This is a genomic window from Vibrio sp. S234-5 (assembly GCF_000960595.1).
Taxonomy (GTDB): domain Bacteria; phylum Pseudomonadota; class Gammaproteobacteria; order Enterobacterales; family Vibrionaceae; genus Vibrio.
This window is the reverse complement of sequence record NZ_JZAM01000033.1, coordinates 1-19,042: the sequence shown is the minus strand read 5'-3', so window position 1 is coordinate 19,042 and position 19,042 is coordinate 1. Positions and strand designations below refer to the sequence as shown.

At 50.8% G+C, this 19,042-nt stretch carries 12 protein-coding genes and 1 pseudogene; 10 read left to right on the top strand and 3 right to left on the bottom strand.

Annotation, left to right across the window (positions count from 1 at the left end):
• The first annotated feature begins 133 nt into the window (after positions 1-133).
• From UF06_RS00200 to UF06_RS00180, 5 genes are read left to right on the top strand one after another with little or no spacing between them, the layout of a single operon-like run.
• On the top strand, positions 134-2,140 hold the full coding sequence (locus UF06_RS00200; protein WP_045568636.1) for a prolyl oligopeptidase family serine peptidase: 2,007 nt from the start codon (positions 134-136) through the stop codon (positions 2,138-2,140).
• Entirely contained in the window at positions 2,137-4,278 is a 2,142-nt protein-coding gene (locus UF06_RS00195) for a TonB-dependent hemoglobin/transferrin/lactoferrin family receptor (protein ID WP_045568635.1), read from the top strand. Before UF06_RS00200 ends, UF06_RS00195 begins: the two co-directional genes overlap by 4 nt.
• A 9-nt stretch (positions 4,279-4,287) precedes the next feature.
• On the top strand, positions 4,288-6,582 hold the full coding sequence (locus UF06_RS00190; protein ID WP_045568634.1) for a proprotein convertase P-domain-containing protein: 2,295 nt from the start codon (positions 4,288-4,290) through the stop codon (positions 6,580-6,582).
• A 34-nt stretch (positions 6,583-6,616) separates the two neighbouring features.
• Positions 6,617-8,059, top strand: a complete 1,443-nt coding sequence (locus UF06_RS00185; protein ID WP_045568633.1) for a DUF1566 domain-containing protein — start codon at positions 6,617-6,619, stop codon at positions 8,057-8,059.
• Position 8,060: 1 nt separating this feature from the next.
• Positions 8,061-8,633 (top strand): DUF1566 domain-containing protein, encoded by a 573-nt coding sequence (locus UF06_RS00180; protein ID WP_045568632.1) that lies wholly within the window; start codon positions 8,061-8,063, stop codon positions 8,631-8,633.
• 143 nt (positions 8,634-8,776) lie between these two features.
• Here the strand turns inward: UF06_RS00180 and UF06_RS00175 are convergent, their stop codons facing one another.
• On the bottom strand, positions 8,777-10,420 hold the full coding sequence (locus UF06_RS00175) for a methyl-accepting chemotaxis protein (RefSeq protein ID WP_045568631.1): 1,644 nt from the start codon (positions 10,418-10,420) through the stop codon (positions 8,777-8,779).
• Between the two features lie 434 nt (positions 10,421-10,854).
• Here UF06_RS00175 and UF06_RS00170 point away from each other — a divergent pair, with 434 nt between their 5' ends.
• From UF06_RS00170 to UF06_RS00150, 5 genes are all read left to right on the top strand, one after another.
• The gene (locus UF06_RS00170) at positions 10,855-11,676 is read left to right on the top strand and encodes a phosphate ABC transporter substrate-binding protein (protein WP_045568630.1); all 822 of its coding nucleotides are present in this window, start codon (positions 10,855-10,857) and stop codon (positions 11,674-11,676) included.
• 86 nt (positions 11,677-11,762) lie between these two features.
• The gene (gene pstC, locus UF06_RS00165; protein ID WP_039428023.1) at positions 11,763-12,695 is read left to right on the top strand and encodes a phosphate ABC transporter permease subunit PstC; all 933 of its coding nucleotides are present in this window, start codon (positions 11,763-11,765) and stop codon (positions 12,693-12,695) included.
• 21 nt (positions 12,696-12,716) lie between these two features.
• Positions 12,717-13,580, top strand: a complete 864-nt coding sequence (gene pstA, locus UF06_RS00160; protein ID WP_039428021.1) for a phosphate ABC transporter permease PstA — start codon at positions 12,717-12,719, stop codon at positions 13,578-13,580.
• Positions 13,581-13,638: 58 nt separating this feature from the next.
• Entirely contained in the window at positions 13,639-14,388 is a 750-nt protein-coding gene (gene pstB / locus UF06_RS00155) for a phosphate ABC transporter ATP-binding protein PstB (protein ID WP_045568629.1), read from the top strand.
• A 318-nt stretch (positions 14,389-14,706) separates the two neighbouring features.
• Entirely contained in the window at positions 14,707-16,776 is a 2,070-nt protein-coding gene (locus tag UF06_RS00150) for a GGDEF domain-containing protein (protein WP_045568628.1), read from the top strand.
• Positions 16,777-16,824: 48 nt separating this feature from the next.
• Here UF06_RS00150 and UF06_RS00145 read toward each other — a convergent pair whose 3' ends face one another.
• Positions 16,825-18,444 carry a BatD family protein gene (locus UF06_RS00145; protein ID WP_045568627.1) on the bottom strand — a complete coding sequence of 540 codons (1,620 nt, stop codon included), beginning with the start codon at positions 18,442-18,444 and terminating at the stop codon, positions 16,825-16,827.
• 9 nt (positions 18,445-18,453) lie between these two features.
• Positions 18,454-19,042: pseudogene (locus tag UF06_RS26685) on the bottom strand (hypothetical protein); the annotation flags it as partial.

The window sequence follows — 19,042 nt, the reverse complement described above, 5'->3', positions numbered from 1 at the left end:
TAAACGAGATGTATTCCTACTACTGTCATGTGACATTAATCTCAAAAATAACGCCAATGATAATTGATATCATTTCTATTTATAGGCAGAATAGGCACGTTTATTAATTCTATAAATCTAAGTGCCTTTTCTCATGAAATTTGCTCATGTTTTACTCATGCTGGCTGTGGCTCCGGCAGGAATTACTTTTGCCCAAGATTCTTACCAATGGCTGCGCGATGAGAGTCGCCAATCATCGCAAGTGCTGGAGTATTTGCAGCAACACAATCGCTTGACTGACGAGGTACTGTCACCTTTACGTGATTTGCAGCATTCGTTACTGAGCCAATGGCAAGCGATGACGGTCAGTAAGGCTGATGAACCTTGGCAAAGCCGTTTCGCAATGGAATGGAAGCTCTCTTCGCAGCAGGGCGAACTCAGTTTGTTGCGCCGAGCAAACGCAAAAGCGCAAGCTCAGCTGGTCTACTCGTTTGCGCCAAGACAAGCGCAAGCCGAATACTATCAAATCGGTGCTTGGGCGGTCAGCCGCGATCAAAGTAAGTTGCTGTTTAGCGAAGATATCGACGGCTCAGAGCGCTATCAACTGGTGGAAGTCGACCTCAAACAAGGGGGAGAGAAAATCTTAGCCACCGGGCTCGATCAGTCAATGCTTTACTCGGCCGATGGGCAATATGTTTACTTGATTCGTAGAGATCCCACCACGCAAAGGCCAAGTGAAATCCGCCGCCTAACCGTCGCCGATTTGAGCGAACAACTGATTTGGCAAGAGGAGAGAGCGGACTGGTTACTCTCTTTTTATCAAGCCAGCGATCCGCGTTATGCCTTGCTGCAAAGCAATAATGAAAATAGCAGTGAACAAAAACTGCTCGATCTACAAAGCGGTGAAGTGCGGCCAATTCGCCCAGCGCAAGCTGGCCTTGAGTATTACGCCGATGTCGCCAAAGACACGCTGTTCATCAAGAGTAATTTGCACGGCCAACCGCGCTTGTATACCGCGCCGCTGAAACAGCCAAGTGAGTGGACGCGTTTTACTCAGGCGCTGGATGGGTTGCAGCAGTTCTATCTGTTTGCCGACGCGCTAGTGGCCGTGACTCAGCAAAAGGCCGATTCACAAGTCTTGGTGTTTAACTATGCTGGCGAGTTGAAAAAGCGTTTGCCGCTTAATCAGCAAGGACAAGTGGCGTGGGTATCGCGCAATGGCGATTTCTCCAGCAATCAACTTCGTCTGCGCAGCATGTCCATGACTACTCCGCCAATGTGGCAAGAGTTGAATGTGAAGACGCTTGATCTGGTGACGTTGTCACGAGATGTCTATCAAAACTACCATGCTGAGCGCTACGTTTCTGAGCAGGTGATCCTTGATCAAAATGGGGTTGAGGTGCCGATCACGCTTGCCTATCGCAAAGATAAACTTACCGCACACTCGCCAGTGATTTTGTACGGCTACGGGGCTTACGGTTTTACCATGAAACCTTACTTTATGCTGCAAATCATCAGCTTGCTGGATCAAGGGGCGATTTACGCCATTGCCCATGTGCGCGGCGGCGGGTACTACGGCGACGCTTGGCATCAAGCGGGGCGAGGTGAGCAGAAACGCCACTCGATGGATGATTTCGTCGCCGCCGCCAAAAGCCTGCAACACTACCAACAGGGTGAGCGTTTGGTTTACGCCATGGGCTCTAGCGCGGGCGGCACTTTAGTGGCTGGAGCGCTCAATCAAGCGCCGCAAGCTTTTGCCGGAGCGGTGCTTAAAGTGCCGTTTGTCGATGTGGTGAACAGCATGACCGACACCAGCCTACCGTTGACTGAGCAGCAATATGGCGAGTGGGGCAATCCGCAGGTGGAAAGCGCGTTAAAAGCGATGCAAGCCTATGACCCGTATGGAAATATCAAAGCCGTTCCTTATCCACCCTTATTGGTGCAGATCGGCCTAAATGATCAGCGTGTGCCTTATTGGGAAGGAGCCAAATATCTCAGTAAGTTGGCCGCATTGAGCACCGGTCAAGGTCCTTATTTACTGCAAACCGATTTCGAATCGGGCCATGCCAGCGATCGCCGAAAAGCGCTGGAGCAACAAGCGTTGGAATACGCGTTTCTGATTTCACTGTTTAAAACATCGAGCCAAGCGGAGCAAAAATGAAGTTGAATCCTGTTTGTGCGGCGGTACTGTCGGTACTGGCTGCAAATGTCGTCCACGCGCAAGAAAACCTAGCGGTGATGGAAGAAGTGGTCGTTACGGCGAATAGGATTGAGCAGCCGATCTCGAAGGTGGCGGGCAGTGTCGCGGTAGTGACGGGGGATGCGCTGGAAGAGAGAGGCGTGACCGAGCTGTACGATGCGCTGCAAGGCGAGCCCGGCGTGAGCGTGACGGGCGGTGCGGGCCGACCACAAAACATCACCATTCGTGGTATGACGGGCAATCGTATCAGCATCATTCGCGATGGCATTCGCTCTGCTGACGGCTTTGGCGCCAATGACATCAATGATCAAGTGGGGCGCGATACCTTTGATCTTGCCAATGTAAGTACCATTGAGCTTATCAAGGGAGCGAGCTCATCGGTGCATGGTTCGGGGGCGATTGGCGGCGCGGTGATCTTAAAATCCAAGCAGCCGAGTGATTTTTTGCAAGGCAAGGATTTCTACGCCGATGTTTCTGGCACGTACACCGACATCAGCCAAAAGTACAAAGGTGCGAGCAATCTCGCCTTTCGTTCTGGCGATACTGACAGCCTGATCAGCGTGGCTTACTGGCAAGGGCAAGAGACGCGCAATTTTGATCAAGATTCCTATAACCGTGAGCTTGATGGTTATAGCGTGGCGTACAGCCTCAACCATTTTTACAGCGATGAGCTGATGTTAAAAGCGCGCGCCGAGCTGTACACACAAAACCAAACTCGTTTGGAAGGCTCCGCCTCGATTCAAAAAGATGGAGAGTGGAAAATAGAAGACTTCGCGCAAGATCAAAGCAGCGAAGAATACAGCGCTTACCTTGGCGCTGAACTTACCCCGCTGGATCCCACTTGGTTCCGTCAGTTAGATACGAAACTCTATTGGCGTCATACTGAGTCAGACGAGCAAACCAACCGTTTGATGCATCAAGTGGATCACAATAATTTGCTGGTCAAGCGCCGCGAACAGGAACACAAAACCTTCACCGATGAAACAATCGGCATGCGCGCTGATTTCACGCAGTCGCTTTTCGCCGCAGGCGCAGATCATCAGCTGGCATTTGGCATCGAACTGGCAAGTGACTACTACCAACGCACCGATCGCGATAAGGTGCTGGATTGGAACGGCGTCAAAATCTCAGCCAAGCAGCCGTTTGCCCCGGCTCGCGCTTACAACCTTGGGCTGTATGTGCGAGACATGATCGAGTTGCAACAATGGACCCTTACCGGCGGCTTGCGCTTTGACGCTCATCGCTTGACGCCAGATGCCGATGGCGAAGTCGGCGGTTTCCCGCTGAAAGATATCGACAGTTCAGAGCTGTCGCCGAGTTTGTCGTTGTCGCGCGAGCTATTTGCCAACAACCGGGTTTATCTCTCTTACAACCACGGTTACCGAGCCGCGGAATATGACAAAGCCTATGGCTATGTGTCACACGAGTTCGTTCCTCTGACCCCTTTCGTGATTGCGCCGAATCTGGATCTTAAAGCGGAAACCTCGGAATCTTTTGAGATTGGCAGCAAATTTGATAACGGCCGCGTGCGTTTGTCGCTGGCTGCGTTTTACAACAAGTTCGACAATTTCATCGATATCGTCACCATCAGCTTTGATACCAACAGCGGCAATTATATCAAGCAATATCAAAACCTTGAGGGCGTAGAAACGTATGGCGCAGAAGTCTCTGCGGGTTACGCCTTGAGCCAAAAGTGGGACGTCGGCGCCAAGCTGGGTTACGTCGATGGGAAAGAGGCAGACGGCGATTACATTCGCAGTATCACGCCACTGGAAGGCAGTGTGTCGCTCGGCTATCACGTGCAAGATTTTAGTGCCTACGGCTTATGGAGCTGGGCAACGGCGATGGATCGCGTACCGACCTGCCAAACCGATCTCGGTTTAGCGGCTCAGTGTGCCATCACCAGCGCGTGGAATCGTGTGGATATCGGGGCGACCTACCAGCTGTCTAAAGATCTTCGTCTCAGTGCGACGATCGCCAACCTGTTTGACAAAAAGTACATCCGTTATCAAGACGTTGCCGGCATTCTTGACCAAGACAAGCACTACTCGAGTGAGCCGGGACGCTATTTCACTCTCAATGCCAAATATCAGTTCTAGGATTTCACCATGAAGTTAACCCCTTTAGCGCTGTCACTTTTGGTTGCGGCAGCGCCAGCGATTCAGGCCGGACAGTGGGATTACCCTGCCGAAGGCACGACGGTCGCCGATGCCGCGCAAGCCAAAAGCTACCTTGATGCCCATTATGCGCAGGACGGCGAGTTTATCTTGCGCTACCAAACGGCGTCGAAGCTGGGCCGCCATTACAATTTTGATGTTTGGGTCAATGGTGTTTATCAGCCGCAGCGCGCCTTGGTCGTGACGACTAACCCAGAGCAGCAAGTGGTGCGTGTGTTTAAAAGTGTGCAAGACACGCAGCTGCGTAACGGCCAAGCGCTGGTGGCGGCAGAAATCGAGTCACCGCGCACGCTGGAAGCAAAGGAGCCGCCAGCACTGAGCTCAGGTAGTTTACTGGATGTTACAGTCTCGCTGTTTGACCCAGATCTGCGCACCATGCAGCAACAAGCGGCGCCAGAGACGGTCTGGTCCTCATTGGATGAATACCCGCAAGCGGTCGAGTATGTTGAGAAATCCATTCAAGTTTTGCAAGCCGATGGCCAGCTCTACCTTGCCAATCCGCGTGTTAAGCAAGTGGACGCGCAGGCGCTGCTCGCGGTCACTGAGCAGGGTGGCGAGCCTGTGCGTGACAGTGGTGATTTCTTAGCGCCTGAGGGCGTTGAAGCATTTCCTTCTATTGATGCGTTGCAAAGTGTGCGTTTGGGTGACGACGCTTTTCCGCAGCTCATGGCGTTTTATCATCTCGATAGCTCGCTGCGCTATTTAGCCAGCCTGAACTACACCTTGTTTAGAGAGCCACTGCGTTTTGATGCGCGCGGTTTAGCCAAGGACAATTCCAGTTACTACTACGGCCCGCGTGCGGTGATGTTCGGTATCGGTGGCGCGTCGCCTGACGCCATCGATGCCGACGTGATCCGTCATGAGCTCGGTCACGGCATTCATTATCAGATAGTACCGGACTGGGCTTATGGACACACAGGAGCGATTGGCGAAGGGCTGGGAGACTATTGGGCAGGCAGCGCCAGCTATCGTCAGCAATATTTGGACGCTTCTCGTCGCGGTCAAGAGTTTGAGATTGATACCGTATTTAATTGGGATGGTGTGTTTGGCGTGCGCCGCTCGACCCGCAGCTTGTGGAATCAGCGCGCGCGCTACTTCGAAGAGGCCGAATACCCCGCGCACGTGAGTGTGGGAGGTGAATTAGGTGACGAGCTTTGGTCAACGCCGCTGTTTCAAGCGCTCAAAGCGGCGGTCGCCCGTTATGGTGATGGCAGTGACAGCGTGTTTCGAGAGTTTGACACCATTGTGCTTGAGGGCATGTACGGGGTTGGCCGTGGGGTAAAAATGCACGATTTAGCGGAGTCGACGGTTTTTGCTGCCAAAACGCTGTTTCCAAACAAGGAATATGCGCAGTTTCTTATTGAAAGCTTCAATCGTCATAACCTGCTCAAAGCGCCATTCAACGTGCGCTACAACTCCCGTTACATTGGACAAAACGAGCCAGTTGAACTCAGCCTGACGGCCAATGAGCGCCAAGCGAGCATTCAAGGTCAATGGCAGCTCAACGGAGCGAAGGTGCGAGAGATCGCGACCACCTTATCGGATGCGCAAACCTTGCAGGTCGCACTGCCCGATGGGCTTGTTTGTGGCGCGCAGTTTGACTCGACAGTGGCGTTGGATTATCAGTTCGCCGACAGACTAAAAGCGCAGTCGTGGCGCGACATCGTATCGCTAGTGAACGGCACGCCGCTGCTGCAAACCCCAGCCAGAAACCTGAATGCGCCTTTGCTGGATGCCAAAGTCGATAGCCAAGGCAGGACTAGCCCCGGCAACAAGATCTTTGTGCAAACCCTAACCGACAAAACGCGCAAAATTGACAGCAGCTTCGCCGTTTATTTGCACATCGAGCACAGCGCACTGCAAGACCTGCAGGTGACGTTGATCTCTCCGCAAGGCAAATCGGTGCCACTGCTCAGTCACCAATCTGGCTCTCAACACGGTTTTCAAGGTTACTTCACGGCTCAGTATGACGAGGAGCTGCAAGCGCTACTTGGCGAGCCAAGCTGGGGCACTTGGCGTCTTGAAATATCTGATCGCATCTCGGGGAACGTTGGGGTTCTGAAATCGTGGGGCGTAAGTCATTTTGCTCAATATCAGTGCAGTGCGGGCAGCCGCAACAATACGGATGGTGAGAGCCAGAGCAGCCGTTCCGGTGGCAGCGGTTCTCCTTTTGCTTTGCTCGGGCTGCTACTGCTTGCCATGGTGAGAGCCTTGCGCTCTCGATAACAACAAACGCAATTTACTAGAAGAAGATCAATCTATGAAGTTTCAATATTCTGTCATTGCTATCTCTTTAGCTCTTGCTGGCTGCGGTGGTGGAGGCGGCGGTAGCGGTAGCGGTAGCGAAGTGCCAACCTACCAAGTGTCAGGAAATATCGCGATGCCCGGTTCACTGCTCGATACGTCGGTGTGTATCGATGACAACCAAAATTTTGTCTGCGATAGCACTGAGCTGAAAGCGAAAAGCGACAATAGCGGCAAATTCTCTCTTACCTCGACCAACAAAAACATCTTGATCAGCACGATCCTGGCGCAAGTGGATAACGGAGCAGGGCAGGTCGTACCGCTGGCGGCTCCGGGGCAACGACTCGCCCAGGGGAATCGCATCAATGGCGTGACCACCTTGCTGGCGGGGTTGGTCAATGATGGTTACACCTTAGAGCAAGCGGAGCAGATCGTGCAATCGCAGTTGACCGCGGCGGGCGTATCGCTAAGTGGCAGTGTGCTGGCAAATGCCAGTGAAAACGCGTTGGTGACGCTGGAACAAAACACGCTGGCCTTGCTGGCTGAGATGACGACAGATCAAATGAGAAGCGGCGTTTCGTTGTTAGCGCAGGATCTGAGTTTTGACGGCAAATCCCTCACGGCTGCGCTCCTTACTTCACCGGAGCGCGCTGCACTCGTTGCGAACATCGTCTCCGAAGTACAGCGTCGTATCGGCCACAATGATACAGGCGCGACACTCTATTTCACCGATGGCGATCAAGAGGTGGCGGAAGCGCAAGAGTCTTACCCTGGGCAGGATGCAGAATATGGCCTTGATAACAGCGACCAACAAACGCTGACGGGCAACGGTTTCAAATTTGTTAAGTTGGATGCCAAAGGTCAAACCTTAGCCGATGACGCGACCAATTGGGCTTGTACGCTGGATGAGCGTAGCGGGCTGGTGTGGGAAAACAAAAGTGGCGATGCCAGCTCAGTGCAGTTTAAGGATCGCACCTTTGTGTTTGAGTCACAGACTTTCAAACCTTACAGCGACGATCTGCAAGTGGTTGGTTGTGTCGAGGCCAAAGACAATCTCTGCTCTACCCAACAATACGTTGCACACATGAACCAACAAAGTCTGTGTGGCATCACTCAGTGGCGTTTGCCGACCTACCTTGAGTTTTACGACATCATCGACTTTGGGGAAACGGCCAAAGATGAAAACGATCAAGTCTATGGTCTCGATGTCCGCTATTTCCCCCAGCAGACACAAGGCAGCCCAGATCTTAATACTGGCGCGATTTGGCTGAACAACATTAGCTTCAACAGCTATTCGCCATATCAAACTTTGGGCGTGGTTCAGTTTCCGGTGGTCGCGACCAAAGGTGCGGATCGTGGATACGTGAGCTTTGTGGAAATTTACTCCGATAAGGTGAGCCCAGATAGCGGTACTTCCTTCCAATTCCCAATCCGTCTGGTTGCAGCAAAGGAGCAGTAAGATGAAAAAATTAATCACCGCACTGGCGCTCGCTGCGGCGTCTCAAACGGCGATAGCCGCGCAAGAGTGTTCAATTGATATCGCCAAAAGTGCCCCAAACTCGCGTTATGATTACTCCGCGCAAGGTACAGTAACCGATTTGAAAACAGGTTTGACGTGGATGCGCTGCCCGGTTGGTATGAGTTGGAATACGGCGCAGCAAGCGTGTACGGGTACGGCTGACCAGGTGACGTGGCAAAGTGCACTTTTGACCGCCCAGCAGATCCGCGATGAGTCGGGTAACCATGCACTGCACAATTTTGCGGAGAAAAAGCAGTGGCGTTTGCCAAACATTAAAGAGTTGGTCGCTTTGACCGAGCACGCTTGCTTCGGCCCGGCGATGAATGGGACGGCGTTTGCTAGCGGCTACACGGTGGAAACAGGGGATTTAAGCGGTTATATCTGGAGCAACACACCAAGTGGTGATGGGCAGGGGATCATGACCTTTGATTCCGTTAATGGTGAGGTGTACAACTACCCTCATTCTGCGCAGAGCAGCACCTTCTCAATGTTATTGGTGACCGACGAACAATAATCAAGGTGCAGATGCGAATCGCTGTCTACTAAAACTCAGCGATTTACTGAAAATCAATAGCAACAAGCTCCGCACTGGCGGAGCTTGTTCTTTTTCGTCACATGAAATGGTTTATCGAGGCGCTCAAAGCAAAATCCTAAGCTTTAAACCTTGAAGTAAGCCAATTGTTGCTTTTGGTTCTCCGCCAAGTTAGAAAGCTCGTGGCTCGCCGCCGCCGCTTGGGTAATGCCTGTAACATTTTGACTCACCAGTTCGTAGATATTGCTCAGATTGCTGTTGATGTCTGACGTCACCTGATTTTGTTCTTCAGACGCGGTCGCCACTTGAGCGTTGATCAGTGCCAGTTCTTCAATCGAATGGCTGATCTCCTGCAGTGTGGCACTGACATCGCTGGCCAAGGTTTGGTTACTGGTCAGCATTTGCAAACTGGAGTTCATGCTCTCGTTGGCCCGCCCCGATTGATTTTGCAGCTCTTCAATGATGGCTTGGATCTCTTTGGTCGAGTCTTGCGTTCTTGCTGCGAGCATACGTACTTCATCGGCGACCACCGCAAACCCTCGGCCGCTTTCACCCGCTCGCGCTGCTTCTATGGCGGCGTTGAGCGCGAGTAGGTTGGTTTGCTCCGAGATGCCTTGAATCACTTCAATCACTTTGCCAATTTGTTCCGATTGGGTTTTCAGCGAGGTGACCACTTGGGCGGCGTTGTTAAGCTGCTCGGCCATCTTGTCGTTGGCACGGCTGTTTTGTTCGAACATATTTAGGCTACGTTTAGCCAGTTGATTGGCTTGATTGGCAGCACCATCTGCTTTGGCCGCGTTGGCGGTCACATCGGCGGCGGTCGATTCCATCTGGTTGACGGCGGAAGCCACCTGTTCGACTTCGCTCTTTTCTTGATCAGAGTTGACACTCGACTGTGTCATTACGGCAGCAAGTTCGGTCGACGCTGACGCCACATCGACACTGATACGCACCAGAGAATCGACGGTTTGGCGTAACTGCTTCACCGTGCTGTTGACATCTTGCGCCAGTTGCGCGACTTCATTTTTGCCTTCTACCTCGGCGTTAACCAGCAAGTTACCGCTGGCGACTTGTTGCATCGTCTGCTGCAAAGCTCGGATCGGCTTAACGATCAGGCTGGCTAACAGCAGGCTAATCAGCGCGGCGACGGTCAGAATGCCAATCATGGCGAACACGGATACCATCAGGGTTTTATCGTGCTGTTGCCCCGTTTCGCTGACCTCATCTAATGCCATCTGATTGAGCTTTGTGGACAGTCGATCAATCGCTTTCACCATCTCTTCGCCAGCGAAGCGATAGGCGCTCATGGCGTTATCGTATTGCTCCTGAAAGCCCGGTGGCGGGTAACGCTCGTGATGCTTGGTATTGAGCAGTGGCAGCATGGTATTGCGAGAATAGCTTACGTAGTGATCCAGCGCCTGACGCATTTGCTGCGTCTCCGTTTCTAAGCCATCCATGGTGCTTATCTGGTTAAGCAAGAGGCGAATATTGCTTTGTCTCTCACCGAGGACTTGACTCAAGGTACTGACATCATCGGGATTAAACAGGCTATAAATGGCCTTGATGCGCATGGCGTACATGTTATCGACGATTTCGCCCAACTCACTTTTGTGTACGATGAGCTGCTCTGTGGAGACAGTGACGCGTTCAAACGCCTGCTTAAGTGTGCTTGTGCCTACGGTGAGCCCTGCGAGTAAAAGAACAATGGTAAACGCGACCGGCAGCAAAATTTGTGCCTTGATCGACAGTGCGCTAAGTAATTGACGCATTAAAACAACCCTCTGTATTTATTTTCTAAATGATAATAAATATTATTTGTGATTTATACATAAATCTATCAATTGAAATTTGGCCTATTCAACCACTTATTTTGTCAAAAATATCACTACTAATTTGCTGTGTGTCTCAAATCGGTGAGATGGTGCGAACGAGTGCCGATTTCTTGCGCATATCTGTAACTTTTGATGAATAGATTGCTTGTTGAGAGTCGGTTCTAGCAGGTATGGCGCGGTTTTTAGTCCAGGGCGCAAATAATGTTTTTCTCGCCTATTTTCTCTAAGTAGTGGCTGCGATTATTAATTGATCAATCAGCAATGTGTCATAGAGGGTTCAATTAAGTGAAACACAAATGTCACATTCGCGTCCTAAAGTGAGCTTCGTTCAAGTAAAACACAACGGCAATCGAGCCATAAAGGATATTGTGATGAAAAAGACAGTAATCGGTGCAATCGCTCTATTGGGCGCTCTGACAGTGACCTCAGCTTCTGCTAAAGAAACTATCTCTGCAGTGGGTTCAAGCAGTGTAACTCCACTGATGGAAGTTTTCTCTGAAACGTACATGAAGAAAACCCCAAATGTATTTATCGAAGTACAAGGACCGGGTTCTTCTGCTGGTGTGAAAGCGGCGAAAAACGGCAGTGCCGACCTTGGCATGTCATCTCGTGACCTAAAATCTTCTGAAAAAGAGCCAACTTTGGTTGAAGAAGTGGTCGCTCGTGACGGTATCGCAGTGGTGGTTAACCCTAAAAACACGCTAAAAGGCCTGACGGCTGAACAAGTGACTGCAATTTACAAAGGTGAAGTGACCAACTGGAAACAAGTTGGCGGCGAAGACAAACCAATCGTTGCGATTACTCGTGACACCGCTTCGGGTACTCGCGGCGCATTCGAAGACATCATGAGCTTGAAAAAGAAAGTCTCTGGTAAAGAAGTATCGGCTATCTCTCAACGCGCTCAAGTCGCCAACGGTAACGGTGCGCTGAAAACTATGGTTGCTTCAAACCCATACGCAATTGGTTATATTTCACTGGGCACTGTGGATGAATCCGTTCACGCACTCGCGATTAACGGTACCGACGCATCGGTAGCTAACGTGAAAAACGGCTCTTACAAAGTAGCGCGTCCTTTCCTCGTGCTTTACAAGCAAGGCAAACCTTCAGCAGAAACTCAGAAGTTCCTAGATTGGATGCTGACACCTGAAGCACAAACTCTGGTAGAGAAAGAAGGCTACATCTCAGTTCACTAATCAATATCGCTCAATTTGCTCAGCCCTGATTGTGGGCTGAGCGTTTTCTATCCACTTCGAACTTTATCGAAACGTGAGATTTTATAATGACCATCGCAACTCGTAGTGAAAAGCTTATGAACAGTGAAGCCAAAGCTATTAGCAAATCCGGTTTACGTACACAAAAGAGAGTTGACTGGCGGGAACGTATCTTCCACGGTCTTTTCTTAACCAGCGCGGTGATTGGCATCGTCTCTTTGGCTGTGATTGCCTACTTCATTGTGCGAGAGAGTATTCCCGCTTTCCAAGAGGCTGGTGTTTCAGGCATCGTACTCGGTGAAGATTGGCTGCCACCTGCACTTTATGGTGTCGCGACCATGATCGTCGCTTCAATGGTGTCCACCTTTGGCGCTGTTTTGGTTGGTGTGCCTGTCGGGGTGTTAACCGCCATCTTTATCGCAGAAATTGCGCCAAAGCGTGTCGCCGATATCATTCGTCCAGCGGTTGAACTGCTCGCCGGCATCCCCTCGGTCGTTTACGGCTTCTTTGGCCTAGTTATCATCGTACCTCTGATCCAAAACGTTTTTGACGTCCCAGCGGGTAACACCATTTTGGCAGGGATTATTGTGCTTGGTGTGATGATTCTGCCGACGGTAATTACCGTATCAGAAACCTCGATTCGTGCGGTGCCAAGAGCTTACAAAGAGGGCTCCTTGGCGCTGGGTGCTTCGAAAATTTTTACTATCTTCAAACTGCTTGTTCCTGCTGCGCGCAGCGGCATCATGACTGGCGTTATTCTAGGAATTGGCCGAGCGCTTGGCGAAACTATGGCCATCATTATGGTGATGGGCAACGCTCCAGCCATGCCACAAGGCATTTTAGACTCCGCTCGTACACTGACGGCAAACATCGCGATTGAGATGTCCTATGCCAGTGGTGTGCACGCCAATGCACTCTACGCCACAGGTGTCGTGCTGCTGGTGTTCATCATGATGCTCAACGCATCTCTGCTTTACCTTAACCGAGAAAAAGCGAAGTAATCGTTTGTGAAGGTGACAATTATGGATCGCGCAAAATTAAAACAAGCACGTCAGTTTAAAGACAATGTGTTAAGTGGCTTTATCTGGTTGGCAGCGGCTCTGACCGTTGGCTTCCTCTTCTGGATCATCTGGTACATTCTGTCGAATGGCTTACAGCACGTGGATTGGAATTTCATTACCGACGATTACACTCGTACGGGTGATGAGCACGGCATCTTCCCGATGATCATCTCAACCATTTACATGGTTATTGCTTCTATCGCAGTAGCGGCGCCTCTGGGCATCATGACCGCGATTTATTTAACCGAATACGCCAAAGTGGGTAGCCGCTTGGTCAAGGTGATTCGCTTCTGTACTGAATCGCTGGCAGGTATTCCATCAATTATCTTCGGTCTGTTTGGTATGACGTTTTTCGTTGCCATTCTTGGCCTTGGTTTCTCGATTCTCTCCGGCGCGTTAACCCTGAGTATTCTGATTTTGCCTGTGATTATCCGTACCACGGAAGAGGCGTTGATGGCCGTGCCACAGACATATCGCGAAGGCTCTTACGGTTTGGGCGCTTCTAAAATTTACACTATCTGGCGTTTGATTCTTCCAAGCGCAATGCCAGGTATCTTAACCTCGGTCATTCTAAGTATTGGTCGTGTCATCGGTGAATCCGCGCCTGTGTTCCTCACAGCAGGCATGGTTGCACGTATTCCTGATTCGTTATTCGATTCAGGCCGTACGCTAACGGTTCACCTTTATAAGCTAACCACAGAGCTGTTTACCATCGAAGAGTGGAATCAGGCTTACGGTACAGCAACGGTGCTGATTGTATTGGTCCTTCTGATCAACATGGTGACCAAACTGATCGCCAAGCGCTTCAACACCGCAACGTATTAATCACTGCGCGCTTTCGCAGGTTAAATGACACGAATTTTCCGATTTAGAGATGAAGAACATGAACAAATTTGATATCGAAAACTTAGACCTTTTCTACGGCGACAACCAAGCGCTAAAAGCGATCAATCTACCGATTCCTGTCCGCCAGGTGACGGCGCTAATCGGCCCTTCAGGCTGCGGAAAATCGACGCTGCTGCGCTGCCTCAACCGCATGAACGACCTGATTGAAGGGGTAAAAATCACCGGTAAATTGGCGATGGATGGTGAAGATATTTATGGCAACGTTGATGTCGCCGATCTGCGCATCAAAGTCGGCATGGTGTTCCAAAAGCCAAACCCGTTCCCAATGAGCATCTATGAAAACGTGGCCTATGGCCTGCGTGCCCAAGGCATCAAAGACAAAAAACACATCGATGAAGTAGTAGAAAGCTCTCTACGCAGTGCCGCGCTGTGGGATGAAGTGAAAGATCGCTTGAAATCACACGCGTTCGGCCTTTCTGGTGGTCAGCAACAGCGTTTGTGTATTGCTCGAACGATTGCCATGGAGCCGGATGTGATTCTGATGGACGAACCGACCTCCGCACTTGACCCGATCGCAACGCACAAAATCGAAGAGTTGATGGAAGAGCTGAAGAAGAACTACACCATTGTTATCGTAACCCACTCGATGCAGCAAGCGCGCCGTATCTCCGACCGTACCGCTTTCTTCCTGATGGGAGAGTTGGTGGAGCACAACGAGACGCAAGTGATTTTCGGTGAGCCGAAAGATGACCGTACTCGCGGCTATGTGAATGGTGACTTTGGTTAATACCGAATTGCTGGCATACAATATTATAACTACAAGCGATGGTAAATCTTGCCCCTCATACGAGGGGCTTTTTTCTATTTGTGGTAATAAAAAGCCTCATAAGATAGCAAGTCTGTTGGCACTTAAACTGTTGCCGCTATCGTATTTGTGACTATTCAACGGGCAAATTTGCGAAGCACTTAACAGCTGATTGTTAATGCGATTGATTGCACATTGACTCCTCGCTAACTTTAATTCGAGAGAATAATTAAGTGGTGTAGCAAGGTGAAGATCAGGAACTTTACACGTAAGGTATCGTCAACGAGGGATCATCGACTGTTGGCGCAAACCATCTTTGAGTTTTTGTCTGAGTTGGTGGGTCCGAAAGCGATGGTGATTTTCGACGATCCGCTGATCAACACCTCTTTTACTTTGCAATACCGTCATGGTGAACCGTGCAGTTTAAGCGAGTTTCCTGCCACCTTTTGGTCATGGGCGGGCCAGTTTGATACTTCGGAAAGCTTAATTCCTCTGGCCATCAACACCTGCAACTGGGATCACCAACAGCCTTTAGGTGGCGCCAGCTACATCATGATGCTGGACAACTATCCGATGCTGCGTACCTATTTGTTAATTCAGGGCGTAAACGAAGGCTCAGCGCACCATATTTATGAAGAGACCCACGATGTGATGCAACTGGCTGCGGCGCGCTGGCAGTGCATCCGCGCCGAAAAACACGCTTGCTTGGAAGTGAAAAATCGCGATATCCGTGAAGCGCAATACATTGACGAAATCAATCAGCGTGAGCGGTTTATCGACAACATGAAGTTGGTGCAGCAAGTGGCATTAGAAATTTCAAACCCCGGTTCGCTCAACGATCTCTACCGAATGGCAGTCGAGGCGCTGCGTGATCGCCTTGGTTTTGACCGCTCAACATTCATGTTGCTCGATATGAAAAAACGCTGTTTTAGCGGTACTTACGGTACCGACGAACACGGCAATACCGTCAGCGAATTCCACACTCAATACGATCTACACCAACTTGGTGAAGAGTACATCACCGCACTCTCCTCGCGTGAAACCAACCTGGTAGTGATTGATGAAACGCCGCTCTATACGGCTGGCAAAGTGGTCGGGCAGGGTTGGAATGTGATGCTGATTTTGCGTGACGGAAACGAGCCCTTCGGCTGGCTAGCGCTGGATAATTTTATTCACCGCAAACCCATCACCAGCTATCAAAAGCAGATGTTGCAGTCGTTCGGTGCGCTACTGTCGCAGATCTATATCCGTAAACGGCAAGAGCAAAACGTGCGCATGTTGCACTCCAGTATGGTGGAGTTGTCGCGTTGCACCACAGTGAGCGACGTGTGCCGTTCGGCGGTCAGTTTTGCCATTACTCACCTAGGCGTGGATCGCATGGCGGTGTTTCTCACCGATGAGAGCTGCTCTTACATGCAAGGGACTTGGGGTACGGACATTCAAGGCAATGTGGTCGACGAGTCCTATTTCTTTGGTGAAACACAAGATTATTCGTTGATTAATCTCGCTCGCTCTATGCCTAACGAAGTCGCGTTTGAAGAGTCAGTACCAATTTATCACGATTGCAATATTGTCGGTTTTGGCTGGGGAGCGATGACGCTACTCACCAGCAATAGCGATGGCCCGATTGCATTCATTGCGGTTGACAACCTATTAACCCGTGGGCCGCTGACCTCGCAACTGCGAGAGGTAATCCGTATGTTTGCCTCCAGTTTGGCTGAGGTGTTGCAACGCACTCAGGCGCAGGAAGCGATTCGTGAGCTCAATGAAAATCTGGAAAAAGAGGTGCGTAAACGCACGCTGGAGCTGGAACAAGCGAATCTGCAACTGGAAGTGCTCTCTAAACTCGATCCTCTCACACGGCTTGGTAACCGCCGCATGCTCGAACATGTTATGGAAACCGCTTGCCACAATGACGATGAGCAGGAACTCGCTTTTGGTTTGATCTTGCTTGATATCGACCACTTTGGCTTGTTCAACAACCATTACGGCCATTTAGAAGGCGACATTGCCTTGATACGCATCGGCCACATTCTTGAGCATCACACGCAAAATGAAGAAGAAGTGTTCTGCCGCATTGGCGGTGAAGAATTTGTTTTGTTGATGGTAGGGAGCGATGAAAAGACGGTCAGAGCAAGAGCAGAAAGTATTCGAGCGCGGATTGAACAAGAGCAAATTAAGCACGAAGTGAATCCGCATGGCCATTTGCTGACCGTTTCTGTCGGCGTATCAAGCAAACGAGCCTATGGCCGCGACCTGCATTTTGATCGCCTTTATCAACAAGCCGACCAAGCGCTCTACCGAGCAAAAGAAACGGGGCGCAACCGAGTGTGTCATTATCACGATATCGTTGAAGCGCTCACCGAATAATGGCCATCAATCGATGGCCAAAAAATTTTCGTGACGTGGTGAGGCCATTTACAACTTGGCGAGCGGCTGTTCCTGTCTGTTGTGACTTTTCCCTACGCGACTAAGCAAAAGCTTCAGTGGTTCGGGCGTCCAACTTCCCGCTTGGGCTGAAAAGTGCGCTTGATTCATTAACTCAAGCTGCTGCTCAATTTCCGCACGTAACGCGGCGTCTACCTTATGTTGGTTTAGCCAAATGCGCGTGGCCGCCTCAATCTGCGCCGCGTCGCCCCGCTCAATCGCTTGCAGTACCGAGTTTTCGCCCATCGTGAGCGCCTGTTGCTGATGAGGTGCCTGCGTGCGACGAGTTTGGCGGCGCCAGTAAAGTGCAAAGGCAAGCAGAGTGAGAACCCACAGCGCGGCAAACAGGCTCGTGAGATAAACCCAAATGGGGGATGCGCCGCTTTCTGCCGCCGCGTTCTGGTTGCTTTCGTTGTTGACCTGACTTGCCGCCGGCAAGGTTGGCAGGCTCAACACTTGTGAACTGCTCGGTGTGATGTCTAGGGTTAGCCCAGCGAGCGTCGCGCGTTTTGGCTGATCGCTTTGCGTGTTCCACCAATCGATACTCAGTTCAGGTAACGTTAAACGGCCTGTTTGGCTTGGGATCAGCACCTGTTTGACCGTCATTTCTACACTGCCATCATCAGCGGTACTAAACTGTGGCTTTTCTGGGTAGACACGCACCGAGTCGGGATAATTGATCGCAATCTCCGGTAGCAGGTCGGCCGAGATCCCTTTGGTTTTGAGCTTGATAATGCGTGAAATCGCACTCCCTTGTTCCACGCTGTCTAAATTTCCCCCTTGGCTGGTTTGCCAGCTTTGGGTCAGTGCAAGTTGGCTCGCGGGCAACCAAGGCCGACTAGCGTTGGCCGGGATGGCTTTCACTTCAATGTGTTTCGATTCACCGCTGCTGTTGAGCGATAGCAGGCGGGCCGAGCCGGTTAGGCTGTCGCCATAAATCAGTGAGCCCTGAAACTGCGGGCCTTGGATTTCATACTCGCCTGCTGTTTGTGCGCTGATGAGGTAGTTTTGCTCGACCACGGTCACTTGCAGTCCTTGTTCGACTATTTGGTATTGCTTGCTTTGCCCGACAGGCTGCATCGACAAACCGTTTACTGAGGGCGGAACGATGCGCGGGTTTTCCAAACGTCTTGGGTCCGCTTTAATGCGGATCTCCACTTTTAGCGGTGTGGTCTGCGCGGGGTAGAGCGTTTGTTGCCCGAGCTGCATCGAGTATTGGATGATGTCGCTCACCTTTGGCGTATTGCTATCGCTTGAGACGATCAACTCGATGGGTTGACTTTGCAGCCCTCCCGCACTGAACGCGGGAATAGTCAGGTTCCCAGTACGTTTTGGCGAGATGGAAAGTACCCATTCACTTTTTTGTGAGTACTGACCGTTGATGTAGTTCTTGGCTGAGCTGAACTGAGGCCCCGATTTGAAGAAATCGTTGTCGAGTACACTCAAATCAATGTCGCTGGAATCGACAGAAAAATCGGCGCGAATGCGCAGCTCGATCAGCTCATTTTGTGCCAATCGGGTCTTATTGACGCTGGCAACCAAGGAGTTTGCCAAGGCATGCTGACTGACAAAGCCAATCAGCAAGATAAGAAACAGGCTTAACTTTTTCATCGGGTTTCGCTACCAAGTTTTTCCATTGTTATCCGGTTTAGGTCTCTTTTGTGCTTGCAACAAGATCTGCACTTTGAGCAAATAAGCAGGGTCGCGAGCACTCTCTATCGCCTCCAACTTGCGTTTATCAGCATCCACTTCGTCTTGCTTTGCCTGAACGCTTGGCTGTTGTTCGCTATTGCTACTTTCTGTGGAGTTGGGTTTGCCTTGTTGCTCTTGCTCTTGCTCTTGCTCTTGTGCTTTGGCAGTTTCTTGAGGCTTTGACTCTGCGTCTTCGCGGCGATCATCTTGCGCATTTTTTTTATCTGCTGACGACGATTTTTCTGCCGTTTTTTCTTGACGGCTGCTCTCTGAACTCGAAGACTGCTGTTGCTGTTGCTGTTGCTGTTGCTGTTGCTGTTGCTGTTGCTGTTGCTGTTGCTGTTGCTGTTGCTGTTGCTGTTGCTGTTGCTGTTGCTGTTGCTGTTGCTGTTGCTGTTGCTGTTGCTGTTGCTGTTGCTGTTGCTGTTGCTGTTGTTTTTTCTGTTGCTGTTGCTGTTGCTGTTGCTGTTGCTGGTGCGCTTGCTTTTGCTGTTGCTGTTGCTTTTGCGTTTGATAT

Bases quoted from the DNA above. Each gene is read 5' to 3' on its own strand.
- pstA (WP_039428021.1), top strand. From the start codon at position 12,717: ATGGATCGCGCAAAATTAAAACAAGCACGTCAGTTTAAAGACAATGTG.
- UF06_RS00175 (WP_045568631.1), bottom strand. From the start codon at position 10,420: ATGCGTCAATTACTTAGCGCACTGTCGATCAAGGCACAAATTTTGCTG.
- UF06_RS00180 (WP_045568632.1), top strand. From the start codon at position 8,061: ATGAAAAAATTAATCACCGCACTGGCGCTCGCTGCGGCGTCTCAAACG.
- UF06_RS00170 (WP_045568630.1), top strand. From the start codon at position 10,855: ATGAAAAAGACAGTAATCGGTGCAATCGCTCTATTGGGCGCTCTGACA.
- UF06_RS00195 (WP_045568635.1), top strand. From the start codon at position 2,137: ATGAAGTTGAATCCTGTTTGTGCGGCGGTACTGTCGGTACTGGCTGCA.
- UF06_RS00190 (WP_045568634.1), top strand. From the start codon at position 4,288: ATGAAGTTAACCCCTTTAGCGCTGTCACTTTTGGTTGCGGCAGCGCCA.
- UF06_RS00145 (WP_045568627.1), bottom strand. From the start codon at position 18,444: ATGAAAAAGTTAAGCCTGTTTCTTATCTTGCTGATTGGCTTTGTCAGT.
- pstB (WP_045568629.1), top strand. From the start codon at position 13,639: ATGAACAAATTTGATATCGAAAACTTAGACCTTTTCTACGGCGACAAC.
- UF06_RS00185 (WP_045568633.1), top strand. From the start codon at position 6,617: ATGAAGTTTCAATATTCTGTCATTGCTATCTCTTTAGCTCTTGCTGGC.
- UF06_RS00200 (WP_045568636.1), top strand. From the start codon at position 134: ATGAAATTTGCTCATGTTTTACTCATGCTGGCTGTGGCTCCGGCAGGA.
- pstC (WP_039428023.1), top strand. From the start codon at position 11,763: ATGACCATCGCAACTCGTAGTGAAAAGCTTATGAACAGTGAAGCCAAA.